Source organism: Streptomyces neyagawaensis, assembly GCF_023516595.1.
Classification (GTDB): domain Bacteria; phylum Actinomycetota; class Actinomycetes; order Streptomycetales; family Streptomycetaceae; genus Streptomyces; species Streptomyces neyagawaensis.
This window is the reverse complement of record NZ_JAMGBG010000149.1, coordinates 1-14,523: the sequence shown is the minus strand read 5'-3', so window position 1 is coordinate 14,523 and position 14,523 is coordinate 1. Positions and strand designations below refer to the sequence as shown.

The following is a 14,523-nucleotide window of genomic DNA, read 5'->3' as shown; positions in this document are numbered from 1 at the left end:
CCGAAGGAAACAGCCCCGGACGGCTGGGAAGCGAAGCACGCGGTGGCGGCGGAGCTGGGGGAACGTCGCGTGGCGGGGCAGTTGTGGGCGTGCGGTGGGAGTGGGGGCGCGTGGGCGGGGGCGGCTCGTTTCTATGCCTACTTGCGCGGTCACGTGACAATGGACGGTGGCCCTTCCGGGGGACACCCCGGGGACAGGCCCCGTGCACCGTCGTACGAGGAGGAGAAGACATGGCGGAGCCCACGCCGCGTCGGCACGAACCGCGGCTACGCCCCGCGCCCCTGCTCTTCGAGCCGGCGGAGGCGGCCGGCGACCCCGAGCACTTCTTCGATCTCGAGTCGATCGACGATCCGCGGGCGCTGCTGTCGCGGTCGACGGAGCTGGCGCAGGCGTTCCGGGCGGCGGCGGACCGCGCCGTGGAGTTCCAGGCGATCGCGGCGGCCCAGCTGGCCGATCCCCGGCGGTTCGACCGGCTGACCGCGGCGGACATCGCGGAACGGGCGGAGTGGACCGAGGACTACGCGAAGAAGATGGTCGACTTCGGGCGGGATCTGTTGCGGGGGCGCGACGTGAGCGGCCCGGACACCCTCTGAGCTGCCGGATCCCACCCTCGACCGACAGCGAAACACCTTCTGGCATATGCCGGGCGGGCAAGATACCCCACTTGCCCCGCTCCCGTACCACTTTCCCGCAACCCTGGGGAATCAGGTCGTGACGGCCGGTAGACATGGAGACATGAGTGCTGGAACCGATGCGGGCAGGTATCCACAGGACCGGGCCGACGTCACGGGGGTGACGGCGGAGGGGGCCGCATGGCTGGCCTCGGCAGGAACGTATCCGCGGCGCACCATGGCCGCCCGGCGGGAGGAGCGGCCGGTCGCACCCCTGGTGCTGCCGTGCGGGACGGTGTTCGACGTGGTCAGCGCCCCGGCCCTCTTCGGGCGGCGGATGCTCGACCGGCTGTGGGCCGAGGGACCGGGATCCGGCCCGGTGGCCGTGCATCGCGGGCGGATGCTGCTCTTCGCCTCCCCCGGCACCGCGCACCGCCTGCCGACCCTGCTGGAGTGGGAGGAGTGGGGCTCACCCGGCCGCACGGGCGCCGTCCCGCCCCTCCTCTGCCACGGCACCGGCGACACGGTCACCGTCCCGGCCCTCCACACCCCGGAGCCCCGCAGCAGCCGGGCCGACGCCGGCGGCCACCACCGCGGCATCGACGGCCGCGCGAGCGGCCCCGCCGGTGATCGCTCCGGGCGCCACACCGATGGCTGCTCCACTGTCGGCGGCAACCGCGCGGGCGACGCCCGTACCCTCCCTGTCGCCCGGCCCGGGTCCCGTTGGGTCGTCGCTCCCGATACGCCGCGGCCATGGCTTCCGGGGCCCGAGGTGCTGCTCTGGGCGGCCGTGCGGGCGGCCCGTGCGAGGGCCTCCGCGACCGTGCGGATATCGATTTTTCCTCCCGCCGACCAGGGTGCTAAGGTCTACGACGTCAGCAGGCGCCGCTAGCTCAGTTGGTTAGAGCAGCTGACTCTTAATCAGCGGGTCCGGGGTTCGAGTCCCTGGCGGCGCACGACACGAAGGAAGCCCCTCGCGAAAGCGAGGGGCTTCCTTCGTTGTCCGCGCGACCCCGCCCTCCCCCTCCCGCTGGCCCCCTACCAACCCGTTGTCGTGATCTTCACCGTCCACTCCCCGGACGGCGTACGGCCCTCCACCTCGACGCGCACTCCCTCCCCGGGCACCGTGAAGCTCTCCCCCACCCGCATCGGCGCGTCCGCGAGGGGCGGGTAGACCGAGTCGTCCCAGCACGCCCCGGTGAGCGGATGGGCGTCGAGCACCTGGATGGGGCCGCTGCCGGACTCGGCGCTGCTGCGGACCCGGTAGATGAGCACACCCTCCGCGCAGACGGAGGAGTCGTTGCCGACCGCTCCCCGCACCTCGATGCCGAGGGCGCTGTCCGGACCCGTGGGGACGACCGCCAGCTTCGTACCCCGGCCGGCCCCGAACGCTGCCTGCGCCCCCGCCGACAGGATGTCCCCGGAGCCCCCGCCGCGCCCATTGGCCCCGCCGTCGCCGGTGGCCCCGCCGTCGCCGGACGTCGCGTCACCGGCGCCCGACCCGCGCCCCGAAGCGCCGCCTCCGGAGACCTCCCGCCCTCCCGCGCTCCCGGCCTGCACCGTGCCCTCCGCCCTCCGCGCCGGTCCCGCTCCCACCGCCTCCAGCGTCAGACGGGTGACACCCGCACCGCTCACGCACGCGACCTGGTGCTGTTCGAGCCAGCCCAGCTTCCACTTGTGCCAGGCGAAGAAGTCGGGCGCGAGAGCGAACTGGCTGCCCATGAGATCCCAGTCGCCGACATGGGTGTCCCAGTCGCCCTTGCCGTCGACGGGCCGGTGGTAGAGATCGGGCAGGTCGAAGACATGACCGGTCTCATGGGCGAGGACGAGACGGTCCGGCGGATGCTTCTCGAACACGGTGACGACGCGGCGCAGCCCCGTCCCGTCGACCTTCAGGGGCGACTCCAGGTTCACCACCTTCGTCGCGTCCGAGTCGACGCCGGGCGCGTGCGGGTCGGCGATGAAGTACACGATGTCGTAGCGGGAGAAGTCGATGTGCGGGTCGGCGGTCGCGAGGGCGTCCTTCAGATAGGCGGCCCGGTGCGGCGCGTTCCAGTCCCGCCGTATGGCGTACGACGTGGAGCGGCGCGGCATCTGCAGCCATTGGCGGTGCGGATGCGGACGGAAGGCGAACTTGCCGTAGGAGGCACGTTCGAAGAACAGGCTGGTGTCCGGAAAGTGATCGGCGGTCAGCTGTTCCGGGGAGGTGACGGGGGTGGAGTCCGGGAAGGAGAGGAACACCAGTACGGCGTCGAGGTCGCGGGTGGGGCGCGGGTAGGCGGCGTTCCAGGTGTCGAGACCCTCCGAGTGATGCGCCTCGGTCCTGCGCAGGGCGCACGCCTCGGACAGGGGGACGGCGACCGACGGGGCCGCGATCAGGGAGGTCGCGGCGAGGGCGGTCAGCGAGGTCAGCATGGCCGCCGTACTGCGCAACGTGGGCACATGGCCGTCGAGGAGTCCCTGCCGGAGAGGCCCCCTCCAGGGGTGCGGACGCTGCACGGATACCTCCGAACGCGAGTCTTGGGACGCCGCATCCAGATTTTCCGAATTAGTAGTACTTTGCCCTGTTTGTGTGCACCAGACGGGTGAGGGACGGTCGTACAGTCCCCTCGGGACGACACCCCGCGCACTCACGGAACGTCACAAGTGGTCGACGGTTCCGGGAAGCCGTTCAGCTCGGGGCAGAAACGATCTGTCAGATCTGGTCGTTGTTCAGGGAGACTGGAGAGTGGCTAGAAGGCCCTGAGGGCAACCTCTATGATCGGCACACTTTCCTGCACGGACGCGGCCAGAGCGCCCTTCGTACTTAGTTCGGCCGCTCCGACGACACAATCGAGATCCGTACGAAAAACGAGTGCACTGCGGGAGCGAACGGTGAGCGGAACGTCCCAAGGGCCGGCGCCCGCGTCAGACCTCGTCCGATCAGCGACTACAGAGCGTCACGTCGAGGCATCAGATGTGTCAGCGGCGCCGGGCACGGCGGACACATCGGCCCGCGCGGTGGTCGAGAGCACTCCCTCCGCCTTCTCCGCGGCGCCGCTGGCCATGGCCGTCGTCGACCGTGAAGGGCGGGTCGTCACCGCGAACGCGGCGATGGAGACACTGCTGGGGAACGGGGTGGCCGGGCCGCTCGCGGGGCGCGTCGCGGCCGAGTTGGTCGACCTCTCCGCGGACACCCGCACCTGGCACGCGTATCGCGAGGTGTTGCGCGGCAGGCAGGCCCGGCTGCGCTGTACACGCCGACTCAAACGTCCCGACGGGACCTCCCTGTGGGTCCAGGTGTGCGTGGCGCCGCTGCCCGAGGAGGAGGGCGCGGTCCTCCTCTCGGTGACCGACATCAGCGCCAACCGTCAACTTCAGGCCAGACTCCAGCACTTGCAGCTGCACGACCCGGTGACCCGGCTGCCCAACCGCACCCTGTTCTTCGAACGGCTGGCCGCCGCCCTGGAGCGCGACGCCTACGAGGAGGCCGGCACCGGCCGGATCGGCCTGGTCTATCTGGACCTCGACGGGTTCAAGGCGGTCAACGACACCCTCGGCCACCGGGTCGGCGACCGGCTGCTCTCGGCCGTCGCCGAGCGGCTCACCCGGTGCGCGGAGGCGGCGGCCTACGGCCGTTCGGCGGGCGCGCCGGCCACGGCCCCGCTGGTGGCCCGGCTCGGCGGCGACGAGTTCGCCGTCCTCGTCGAGGACTCCACCGGCACCGAACAACTCGCCGACCTGGCCGAGTCCGTGCTCAGGACCCTCCAGGCGCCCTTCGACCTCGCCGGGCAGCGGCTGTCCGTGTCGGCGTCGATCGGCGTCGTGGAACGGCAGTCGGCGAGCACCACGGCCACCGGGCTGATGCAGGCCGCCGACACGACGCTGTACTGGGCGAAGGCCGACGGCAAGTCCCGCTGGACGCTGTTCGATCCGGAGCGCAACGCCCACCGGATGACCCGTCAGGCACTGTCGTCCACGCTGCGGGCGGCCATCGGGCGGGGCGAGTTCGTCCTGGAGTACCAGCCGCTGGTCGGGATGGCGCAGGGCGAGGTGCGCGGGGTGGAGGCGTTGGTGCGCTGGCACCATCCGCAGTTCGGCCTGTTGACGCCGAATCGGTTCATCTCACTGGCGGAGGAGGACGGTTCGATCGTCCAGCTCGGCCGCTGGATCCTCGCGACCGCCTGCCGGCAGGCCCGCCGCTGGCAGCTCGACCACGCCGGCCGGGCGCCGATCTTCGTCAGCGTCAACGTCGCCGTGCGCCAGGTCTGGGACTCCGACCTCGTCGCCGATGTCGCCGAGATCCTCTCCGAGACGGGCCTCGCCCCGCATCTGCTCCAGCTGGAACTCACTGAGTCCGCACTGATGGGCTCCGCCGGCCGCCCGTTGCAGGCACTCAAGGCCCTCAGCGACATGGGGGTCCGTATCGCCATCGACGACTTCGGCACGGGCTACTCCAACCTCGCGTACCTGAGCCGGCTGCCGGTGTCGGTGCTGAAGCTGGACGGGGCGTTCGTCCGGGGCTTCCAGTACGAGACGCCGCAGGAGGGCGGGGCCGGGGACGACGGGGTGCCCAACCCCGCCGACGAGATCATCGTCGAGGCCCTCGTCCAGCTCGCCCACCGGCTCGGGCTGACCGTCACCGCGGAGGGTGTGGAGACCGACGCCCAGGCCTCCCGGCTGCGCAGACTCGGCTGCGACACCGGGCAGGGATGGCTCTACTCCCGCGCGGTGTCGCCCGAACGGATCGGCGAGCTGCTGGGCGCCGCGGCCTGCCCCCAGACCTGAGGCCGCCTACCGAGTGCCCTCGGCACGGGCCCCAGGTCCGAGACCGCTCACCGATCGCCGTCGGTGCGGGGGACGCGCGGCAGGTCGTAGGCGTCCGCGATCAGTTCGTAGGAGCGCAGGCGCAGGTCGGGGCTGTGGGCGTGGGTGGTGAGCATCAGCTCGTCGGCGCCGGTGCGCTTGTGGAGGTCGTCGAGACGGGTGCGGACCTCGTCGACGGTGCCGTGGATGACATCGGCGTTCCAGGAGTCGATGAAGTCCTGTTCGACCGCGCTGAACCGGTACGTCTCCGCCTCCTCCGGGGTCGGGACGAGGCCGGGGCGGCCGGTGCGCAGGCGGACCATGTTCAGGGCGGCGGCCCTGACCTGGCGGCGGGCCTCCTTCTCCTCGTCGGCGGCGAGGGCCGAGACACCGATCAGCGCGTACGGGGCGTCGAGGACCGCGGAGGGGCGGAACGTCTCGCGGTACAGGTCGAGGGCCGGGATCGTGTTCCGCGCGGAGAAGTGGTGCGCGAAGGCGAACGGCAGGCCGAGTTCGCCGGCCAGGCGGGCGCTGAAACCGGAGGAGCCCAGCAGCCAGATCGGGGGGCGGTGCGGGGACTGCACACCGCCGGGCGACGTGCCCTGGATCGGGCCCGGTACCGCGTGGATACGACGGTAGGGGTGGCCGTCGGGGAAGTCGTCGTCCAGGAACCGGATCAGCTCCGCGAGCTGCTCGGGGAAGTCGTCGGCACCCTCGTGGAGCCGGGCCGAGCGGCGCAGGGCGGCGGCCGTGGCACCGTCCGTGCCCGGGGCGCGGCCGAGGCCGAGGTCGACACGGCCGGGGGCCATGGCCTCCAGCGTGCCGAACTGCTCCGCGATGACCAGCGGGGCGTGGTTCGGGAGCATCACGCCGCCGGAGCCGAGGCGGACGCGGGTGGTGTGGGCCGCGAGGTGGGCGAGGATCACGGCCGGGGAGGAGGAGGCCACGCCCGGCATGGAGTGGTGTTCCGCGACCCAGTAGCGGTGATAGCCGCGGTCCTCCGCCTGGCGGGCGAGGGCGACGCTCGTGCGCAGGGCGTCGGTGGCGGTGCGGCCGGCGCCGACGGTGACGAGGTCGAGGACGGAGAGCGGGACCGGGGCGGTGCCGTGTGTCTTGCCTCGGATCTCGTCTGCGGTCACGGCGGGGCCTCCTGCTGTTCACGGCGGTTCTGGGGTACGCCGAGGGTTAACAGGAGGGTGTCTCCGGTTATTCCGGGTGGGGTACGGAGTGTGCGCGGGAGAGCTCGGGGGGTGGGGTGCGTTGGCGGGTGCGGGTGAGTGGGGGTTGTTCGCGCAGTTCCCCGCGCCCCTGAAAAGCGACCGGGGCTGCGCCCCGTGCTTTTCATGGGGAGGGCGGGCCGCAGGCCCGTCCCTCCAGGGGCGCGGGGAACTGCGCGAGAAACCACACACCACCCGCAGCCGCCGAACAAACAGCGCCCCCGAGCTCCTAGGCGCCCGGCACATACCCCCTCCGCTTGTCCACCACATGCGGCAGCCTCCGGCCCGCCTCCCACAGGTCGTACGACTCCACGAACTGCTCGGACAGGGCGTCGCGCCAGCCCACCGTGTCGCCGCTCATGTGGGGCGACACGATCAGGCCCGGTACGTCCCACAGCGGGTCGTCCCCCGCCAGCGGCTCCCGGTCGAAGACGTCCAGGGCCGCCCCCGCGATCCAGCGTCGGCGCAGGGCGTCCACGAGCGCGTCCTCGACGACGAGCTGGCCGCGGCCCACGTTCACGAAACGCGCGGAGGGCTGCATGACGCCGAAGCGGCGGGCGTCGAACATGCCGCGGGTCTCCTCCGTCAGCGGGGCCGCCGCGATCACCCAGTCGGCGCGGGCGAGCAGCCGGTCGAGGTCCTCGGGGCCGTGGACGCCGACGCGCGCCACCCGGCCGACCAGGGCGCTGTGCACACCGATCGCCTTCAGCGACCGTACGATCGCCCGCCCGATCGGCCCCGACCCCACCACGCAGGCGCGGCTTCCCGCGACGCGCAGCGTCTCGCGGTGCCGCCACTCCCGGCGCCCCTGGAGCTCCCAGCTGCGCGGCAGGTCCTTCGCCATGCTCAGGACGAGCGCGGCGACGTACTCGGCGATGGGCTCGTCGAAGATGCCGCGGGCGTTCGTCACCACCGTGTCGGAGGCCACGAGTTCGGGGCACAGGAGGTGGTCGACGCCGGCGCTCGCCGTGTGCACCCAGCGGGGGCGGGGGCCGTCGCCGGGCCAGGCGTCCCGTACCGCGCGGGAGGTGAAGTCCCACACGAGCAGCACATCGGCGTGCGGCAGCCGCTCGGGCAGCGTCGACGCGTCGGTGTACTCGATCGTCGCCCGTCCGGTGAGGCGCCCGAGCCGGGGGCGCGGTTCGGCGTCGAGGACGAGAAGCGTCGGTCTGTGCGTCGCGGTCATATCGGTGGGAAACCGTCCGTAGTGTGGCCTGGACCGAGCCAGGATCGAGCCCGGACCGAGCCCGGATCGTGGCGGGATGCGACTCGATCGACCCCGTGCGATGCGTGTGACATGCACTGATGGACCACGCTCGCACCCGAACCACCCGCCGTCAACACGGACTTGCACACGTTCCGTCGCCTTGGCCTCTCTCTGCGTGAGGCCGGTGGCCTCCGCGGGGCGTGGGTCCGCGTTCTCTCGGCCAACCAGGTGACGATGAGGAGCGGCGGTGCGTCACCTGGGTACCCGGGCGGTGGGTCCGTACCAGGCTCTGCTCGACGAGTCGGCACGAGTCGGCCAGGCAGGTGTCCGGTGCGGGGCCGTTCCGCCACCGCCGGCGTCGCCGGAAGAACAGGAAGGTTGGGCATGACCGCTCTCGGACTCCTCCACCCGGGCCACTCCGCCGAGGACGACTATCCACGTATAGAGCAGCTCCTGGGCAGCGACGTCCGCGTCGACCTCGCGCGGATCGACGTCGGTGAGGACCCGCACCGGGTGGACGCGCTGCGGGAGATGGGCGCGCCCGAGCGGCTGGCCGCGGGCTGCGAGGCCCTGCGGCTGTCCGGCGCCGAGGCGGTCGTCTGGGCGTGCGCGGGCGGCAGCTTCGTCCTCGGCTACGAGGGCGCCCACGAACAGATCCGCGCCCTGGCCCGTACGGCGGGCCTGCCCGCTTCCTCCACGGCCTTCGCGTTCCTCCACGCGGCGCGGGAGGTGAAGGCCGCCCGGGTGGCCGTCGCCTCGACGTACCCGGACGACGTGACCCGCCTCTTCGTCGACTTCCTGACGGCGGGCGGGCTGGAGGTCGTCTCCGCGCGCGGGGCCGGCGCCGCCACGGCGGCGGAGGTGGGCGCCTGGACCGTCGACGACATCCTCGCCCTCGCCCGGGACGCGGACCGTCCCGACGCCGAGGCGCTGCTGCTGCCCGACACTGCCCTGCGCACCGCCTCCCACATCCCCGCTCTGGAGAAGGAGCTGGGCAAGCCAGTTCTCACCGCCACCCAGGTCAGCGTCTGGGAGGCCCTGCGGCTGGCCGACCGCAGGGTGAACGCCCCGGAGCTGGGCGCCCTGTTCACCAGGGAACCGATCGTGCAGGCGTGAGCCGGCGGAACGAGCCGGGGGTGCCGGTGCCGTCCGGGGCAGGTCCCGCGCCCCGCCGGTTCGGGGGCGCGGGCGGCCGCCGCGTCCCGTGGTCGAGGGCGGCCGGGCCCGCGCCACGGTGTGTGCGGGGGTCGTGAAGGGGCCACGGATGGCCCGAATACATCGCATGGGGTCGGGTAGCCGCGCGCCCATGGCTCCAGCAACGAAGAGTTCCGGAAGAACCGGCACCCCACGTGACCCCAGCCGCCGGGCGCTGCTCGTCGGCGCGTCCGCGCTCGCGACCGCGGGCGCGCTGGGCGCCGCCGGGTGCAGCCGGGTCGCCTCCGCCTCCGGTGTGAAGGGGGGTGACCTGCTGGACCGACTGCGTGCGCAGGGCGTGGCGCGGCTCGGTATCGCCGGGGAGATCCCGTTCGGCTACATCGACACGAACGGCGAACTGACCGGCGAGGGACCGGAAGTGGCCAGGATCATCTTCCGGCGGCTCGGCGTGGAACGCGTCCAGCCCGTGCCCACCGAGTTCGGCTCGCTGATACCCGGCCTGAACTCCCAGCAGTTCGACGTGGTGTCCGCCGGGATGTACATCAACCCCGAGCGCTGCGGGCAGGTCATCTTCTCCGAGCCGGACCACCAGATGCTCGACGCGTTCGTGGTCCGCAAGGGCAACCCCAAGGGCCTCAACGACTACGCGGACGTGATCCGCGCCAAGGCCAGGTTCGCCACCGGCTCCGGGTACGCGCAGATCGAGCACGCGGTCGAGGCGGGTTACCCGGAGAGCGACATCGTGATCGTCCCCGACCAGGTCGCGGGCATGAACGCCGTCGAGGCGGGCCGTGTCGACGTGTTCGCGGGGACCTCCCTGACCACCCGTGAGGTCGTCAAGAAGTCCCGCAGGACGGAGGCCACCGAGCCGTTCGCCGCGCGGGTCGACGGCAAGCCGCGGGTGGACGGCGCGGGCTTCGCGTTCCGGCGCACCGAGACGAGGCTGCGGGACGCCTTCAACGCCGAGCTGCGGAAGATGAAGGAGAGCGGCGAGCTGCTCAGGGTCCTCAGGCCGTTCGGGTTCACGAAGGTCGAGATGACCGACCTCACGATGCGGGAGCTCTGTCGCGCATGACGTCGGGCCTGTGGGAACTCGTCCTGCGCGGTGTCTGGGTCACCGTCCAACTGCTGGTGTTCGGCGGTCTGCTGGCCACGGCCGTCTCCTTCGCCGTGGGGATCGCGCGTGTCAACCGCCGGTGGATCGTCCGCTTCCTCGCGGGCGTCTACACCGAGGTGTTCCGCGGTACCTCCGCGCTGATCATGATCTTCTGGGTGTACTTCGTGCTGCCGCTGGCCTTCGGCTGGCAGCTCGTGCCGATGTGGGCGGCCGTCCTCGCCCTCGGGCTGACCTACGGGGCGTACGGCGCCGAGATCGTGCGCGGCGCCCTGAACTCCGTGGACCCGGCGCAGCGCGAGGGCGGCATCGCGCTGAGCTTCTCCCCGTGGCAGCGGATGCGGCTGATCCTGCTGCCCCAGGCGGTCCCGGAGATGATCCCGCCCTTCGCCAACCTCCTGGTCGAACTGCTCAAGGGCACGGCACTGGTGTCGATCATGGGCATGGGCGACCTCGCCTTCAGCGGCAGCCTGGTGCGGCTGGCGCTCCAGGAGAGCGTGGAGATCTACACGTACATCCTGCTCATCTACTTCGTGATCGCCTTCCTGCTCACCCGGGCCATGCGGGCCCTGGAGCGGCGGCTCAAGGCCGGGGTCGGCAGGGCCCCGGCGAAGGCGGGCGGGGCGCGGGCGCGCGTACCCGAGACGGCGGGCGCCGGAGGTGGTGCGTGATGAACTGGGACTGGAACGCGGTCGTCGACTTCCTCCCGCACTTCCGGGACGGCCTGATCGTCACCCTCCAGGCGCTGGCGCTGGGCTCGGTGGTGTCATTCGCGCTCGGGCTGGTGTGGGCGCTGCTGGTGCGGACGCCGACCCGCTGGGTGAGCTGGCCGGTCGGGGTCTTCACGGAGTTCGTCCGGAACACCCCGCTGCTGGTGCAGCTGTTCTTCCTCTTCTACGTGCTGCCCGAGTGGGGCCTGACGTTCTCGGCGCTGACCACGGGTGTCTTCGCGATCGGTCTGCACTACTCGACGTACACGATGCAGGTCTACCGCGCCGGTATCGAGGCGGTCCCCGCAGGCCAGTGGGAGGCGGCCACGGCGCTGAACCTGCCGCTGCGGCGCACCTGGACGGTGGTGATCCTGCCGCAGGCGGTCCGCCGGGTGGTGCCCGCGCTGGGCAACTACGTGATCTCGATGCTCAAGGACACCCCGATCCTCATGGTGATCACCGTCCCGGAGATGCTCGGCGAGGCACGGCTCTACGCCCAGGAGACCTTCCGCTTCACCGAGCCCCTGACCGTCATCGGAGTGGCCTTCATCGTCATCTCCTATCTCGCCTCCGTCCTCCTGCGAACCCTGGAGCGTCGTCTTGTCCGCTGACACCCCGCTGTTGAAGGAAGCCGGCTCCCGCGCCGACCGTGCCGCGGACCACGCCGAGCTGATCCGCTTCGAGAACGTGACCAAACGATTCGGCAGCAATACGGTGCTGGACCGGCTCGACTTCTCCGTCGACGCCGGCAAGCACGTGACGCTGATCGGCCCGTCCGGCTCCGGCAAGACGACGATCCTGCGGCTGCTGATGACCCTGACCAAGCCCGACGAGGGCACGATCACCGTCGGCGGGCAGCGGCTGTTCCCGGCGAGCGACAAGCAGTGCCGCGAGGTCCGCAAGAACATCGGGATGGTGTTCCAGCAGTTCAACCTGTTCCCGAACATGAAGGTGCTGCGCAACATCACCGAGGCGCCGGTCACCGTCCTCGGCCTGTCCAGGGACGAGGCCGAGGCGCGCGCCCGGGAGCTGCTGGACATGGTCGGGCTCGCCGACAAGTGCGACTCCTACCCGACGCAGCTCTCCGGCGGGCAACAGCAGCGGGTGGCCATCGCGCGCGCCCTGGCGATGCGCCCGCAGGTGCTGCTCCTCGACGAGGTGACGTCCGCGCTCGACCCCGAACTGGTCGCGGGTGTCCTCGATCTCCTCCGGGACATCGCCCGCACCACCGACATCACGATGCTCTGTGTGACCCATGAGATGAACTTCGCCCGTGACATCTCGGATCAGGTTCTGATGTTCGATTCCGGCCAGGTCATCGAGTCGGGCAGCCCCGAGAAGATCTTCGGCGAACCCGAGCACGAACGCACGCGGGAGTTCCTCGGCGCGGTCCTCTGATTACGTGCCGTGAGCGGTCGAACACGGCGGAACGTCCGAGGTGGGGCCGCCGGGCCATGACTCCGGCATATGCCAGAGTGCTGATCCACCAGTTGAGAGGCGTGGAGACGCCCGGATTTTCTGCCGAACAACCCCTGCGCGTAAGCCCCTTGGGCCGTATCGTGGGACACGGCAAGCTGTCCGAAAAACGGCCCGAGAAGCGCAGGGGGAAACCGTGGCGCTCAAGCACGAGCCGACCGCGCCGAACCACTCGGCCCAGGACGCGCTGCGCGTCCTGGAGACAGTGGCGCGGCACGCAGGTGGCGTCACCGACGCCGAGATCGCCCGCCGGACCGGCGTGGGCAGCGAGCGGTTGACCGCGCTCCTGCTGATGCTGCGCCGTGAGGGATACGTGGAGCAGACCGCCGACGGCGCCTATGTCACCGGAGTCGCACTCGCCAGGCTGGGCTCCGCCCAGGGCCATGACCAGGCCCTGAGCGAGCAGCTCCAGCGCACCCTGGACCGACTGCGCGACTCGGTGGGCGCCGCCGTCTACATCAGCCGCTACGAGGACGGGGAGATCAAGGTCACCGGCTGCGCCGAGGGGCCGGGGCACACCCGCCGTGCACCAGTGGGTCGACTTCCGTTCCGCGGCCCACGCCACCGCCATAGGCAAGAGCCTGCTGGGCCAGCTCGACCTCAACGCCCGGCGGGACCACCTGTCCCGGCACCGGCCGGCCAGGCTCACCTCCCGCACGATCACCAACGAGAGGGTGCTGCTGAGCAAACTCGACGCCCAGTCGCCGACGGTCCCGGTCCTCGACCTCCAGGAGTACGCGCCGGGCACGGTCTGCGCGGCCGTCCCCATCACGGCGGGCTCCTCCGTCGGCTGCCTGGCCCTATCGCTGCCCCTGGAACACGCGCACCGGCTCCGCCAGGCGGCGCACACCCTGAACCGGGGGGCGGCACCGGTCCTGCTGTCGCTGGCGATCTAGCGGTCGCCCGCGCTGCTGGAGATCCACGTCACGTTTACGTGGTCGAAGGCACCCCTGAGGACCAGGTAGTATTTTCTCTGTCGCCGGCCGCGAAAGCGAAAAGCGACAGAGTCTGCGCCGCTAGCTCAGTTGGTTAGAGCAGCTGACTCTTAATCAGCGGGTCCGGGGTTCGAGTCCCTGGCGGCGCACCATGACGATGGCGAGGCACGTTCGCAGAAAGCGCGAACATGCCTCGCCATCGTTGTTCTTGTGCGGCTTCGCCGCGCGCGGTGGGGGCTTCGCCACCCACACCCCCTACCGCCGTGCGGGACTCAGCCCCGGAGGTAAGCCAGGACGGCCAGCACCCGGCGGTGGGTGTCCTCGGCCGGGGGGAGAGCCAGCTTGGCGAGGATGTTGCCGATGTGCTTGCCGACGGCGGCCTCCGTGACGACCAGATCGCGGGCGACGGCGGCGTTGGACTTCCCCTCCGCGACCAGGGCGAGGACCTCCCGCTCGCGCGGGGTCAGCGCGGCCAGCGGATCACTCCGCCGACGCAGCAGCAGGCGTACGACCTCGGGATCGACGACCGTGCCGCCGGCCGCGACCCGGTCGACCGCCTCCGCGAACTGCTCGACCTGCCCGATGCGGTCCTTCAGGAGATAGCCGACGCCGGTGCCGTCCCCCGTGTCCAGCAGGTCGGCGGCGTAGGCGCGCTGCACGTACTGACTGAGGACGAGGACGGGCAGGGACGGGTTCGCCGCGCGCAGGTCGAGGGCGGCCCGCAGCCCCTCGTCGCTCTGCCCGGGCGGCATCCGGACATCGGTGACGACGAGATCGGGGCCGTGCGACACCACCGCCCGCTTGAGGGACTCCGCGTCACCGACCGCCGCGACGACCTCGTGGCCGAAGCGGGCCAGCACCCCGACGAGCCCCTCACGGAGCAGGACGCTGTCCTCCGCGAGCACGATCTTCAGCGCGTGGGGCACGGGATCTCCAGGGACAGGACGGTCGGACCGCCGGCCGGGCTGTGGACGGTCAGTGTCCCATCGAGGACGGCGAGCCGGTCGACGAGCCCCGTGAGGCCGGTGCCGCCGGCCGGGTCGGCGCCGCCGTGCCCGTCGTCCCGCACCTCCACGCACAGCCGCCCGCCCGCGTACCGGCCGGTGACCCAGGCGTGTCCGGCGCCGCTGTGCCTGCCGACGTTGGCGAGCGCCTCCCGGACCGCGAAGTACGCGGCGGACTCCACCGACTCGGCGAACCGGGGCAGGTCGGCGTCGACCGTGACGGGCACGGCGGACCGGTCGGCCGCGTCGGCGAGGGCGTCGGGCAGGCCGTAGTCGGCGAGGACCTGGGGATGGATGCCGTGGATCAAC

General features: G+C 71.6%; 13 protein-coding genes, 2 tRNA genes and 2 pseudogenes. 12 read left to right on the top strand and 5 right to left on the bottom strand.

From position 1 onward, the window contains the following. Positions 1–230 precede the first annotated feature (230 nt). The 3 genes from M8J73_RS38770 (at position 231) to M8J73_RS38760 (ending at position 1,567) form a co-directional block, all read left to right on the top strand. Positions 231–593 (top strand): DUF8844 domain-containing protein, encoded by a 363-nt coding sequence (locus tag M8J73_RS38770; RefSeq protein WP_055515894.1) that lies wholly within the window; start codon positions 231–233, stop codon positions 591–593. A gap of 142 nt (positions 594–735) precedes the next feature. Beyond that, entirely contained in the window at positions 736–1,503 is a 768-nt protein-coding gene (locus tag M8J73_RS38765; RefSeq protein ID WP_063799318.1) for a hypothetical protein, read from the top strand. Beyond that, a tRNA-Lys gene (locus M8J73_RS38760) sits at positions 1,494–1,567 on the top strand. The genes M8J73_RS38765 and M8J73_RS38760 overlap by 10 nt, the downstream gene beginning before the upstream one ends. A gap of 82 nt (positions 1,568–1,649) precedes the next feature. On the opposite strand, the gene M8J73_RS38755 is transcribed toward M8J73_RS38760, so the two are convergent. Continuing rightward, positions 1,650–3,110 (bottom strand): M6 family metalloprotease domain-containing protein, encoded by a 1,461-nt coding sequence (locus tag M8J73_RS38755; protein ID WP_249829683.1) that lies wholly within the window; start codon positions 3,108–3,110, stop codon positions 1,650–1,652. 375 nt (positions 3,111–3,485) lie between these two features. Here M8J73_RS38755 and M8J73_RS38750 point away from each other — a divergent pair, with 375 nt between their 5' ends. After that, entirely contained in the window at positions 3,486–5,378 is a 1,893-nt protein-coding gene (locus tag M8J73_RS38750; RefSeq protein WP_079055258.1) for a putative bifunctional diguanylate cyclase/phosphodiesterase, read from the top strand. A 47-nt stretch (positions 5,379–5,425) separates the two neighbouring features. On the opposite strand, the gene M8J73_RS38745 is transcribed toward M8J73_RS38750, so the two are convergent. Continuing rightward, the gene (locus tag M8J73_RS38745) at positions 5,426–6,535 is read right to left on the bottom strand and encodes an LLM class flavin-dependent oxidoreductase (RefSeq protein WP_249829682.1); all 1,110 of its coding nucleotides are present in this window, start codon (positions 6,533–6,535) and stop codon (positions 5,426–5,428) included. A 307-nt stretch (positions 6,536–6,842) separates the two neighbouring features. After that, the gene (locus M8J73_RS38740; protein ID WP_055538259.1) at positions 6,843–7,799 is read right to left on the bottom strand and encodes a D-2-hydroxyacid dehydrogenase; all 957 of its coding nucleotides are present in this window, start codon (positions 7,797–7,799) and stop codon (positions 6,843–6,845) included. Between the two features lie 225 nt (positions 7,800–8,024). On the opposite strand from M8J73_RS38740, the pseudogene M8J73_RS45925 reads away from it, so the two are divergent. The 8 genes and pseudogenes from M8J73_RS45925 to M8J73_RS38700 form a co-directional block, all read left to right on the top strand. Beyond that, positions 8,025–8,208, top strand: a pseudogene (locus M8J73_RS45925) (maleate cis-trans isomerase family protein); the annotation flags it as partial. Continuing rightward, positions 8,205–8,936, top strand: a complete 732-nt coding sequence (locus tag M8J73_RS38730) for a maleate cis-trans isomerase family protein (RefSeq protein WP_055538260.1) — start codon at positions 8,205–8,207, stop codon at positions 8,934–8,936. The pseudogene M8J73_RS45925 and the gene M8J73_RS38730, both read left to right, overlap by 4 nt. Before the next feature lie 190 nt (positions 8,937–9,126). Beyond that, on the top strand, positions 9,127–10,050 hold the full coding sequence (ehuB, locus tag M8J73_RS38725) for an ectoine/hydroxyectoine ABC transporter substrate-binding protein EhuB (protein ID WP_055538261.1): 924 nt from the start codon (positions 9,127–9,129) through the stop codon (positions 10,048–10,050). Next, positions 10,047–10,760 carry an ectoine/hydroxyectoine ABC transporter permease subunit EhuC gene (gene ehuC / locus M8J73_RS38720; RefSeq protein ID WP_055538262.1) on the top strand — a complete coding sequence of 238 codons (714 nt, stop codon included), beginning with the start codon at positions 10,047–10,049 and terminating at the stop codon, positions 10,758–10,760. The genes ehuB and ehuC overlap by 4 nt, the downstream gene beginning before the upstream one ends. Beyond that, entirely contained in the window at positions 10,760–11,410 is a 651-nt protein-coding gene (ehuD, locus tag M8J73_RS38715) for an ectoine/hydroxyectoine ABC transporter permease subunit EhuD (RefSeq protein ID WP_055519034.1), read from the top strand. The genes ehuC and ehuD overlap by 1 nt, the downstream gene beginning before the upstream one ends. Before the next feature lie 10 nt (positions 11,411–11,420). Continuing rightward, a complete protein-coding gene (gene ehuA / locus M8J73_RS38710; RefSeq protein ID WP_055538263.1) occupies positions 11,421–12,197 on the top strand; it encodes an ectoine/hydroxyectoine ABC transporter ATP-binding protein EhuA in 777 nt (258 codons plus the stop codon). A 214-nt stretch (positions 12,198–12,411) separates the two neighbouring features. Next, positions 12,412–13,171, top strand: a pseudogene (locus tag M8J73_RS38705) (IclR family transcriptional regulator). A 114-nt stretch (positions 13,172–13,285) separates the two neighbouring features. Continuing rightward, a tRNA-Lys gene (locus M8J73_RS38700) sits at positions 13,286–13,362 on the top strand. Between the two features lie 120 nt (positions 13,363–13,482). Here the strand turns inward: M8J73_RS38700 and M8J73_RS38695 are convergent. Then, a complete protein-coding gene (locus M8J73_RS38695; protein WP_055538849.1) occupies positions 13,483–14,136 on the bottom strand; it encodes a response regulator in 654 nt (217 codons plus the stop codon). Then, the coding region (locus M8J73_RS38690) for a sensor histidine kinase (RefSeq protein ID WP_372504090.1) at positions 14,121–14,523 on the bottom strand (403 nt) is incomplete at its 5' end. The genes M8J73_RS38690 and M8J73_RS38695, both read right to left, overlap by 16 nt.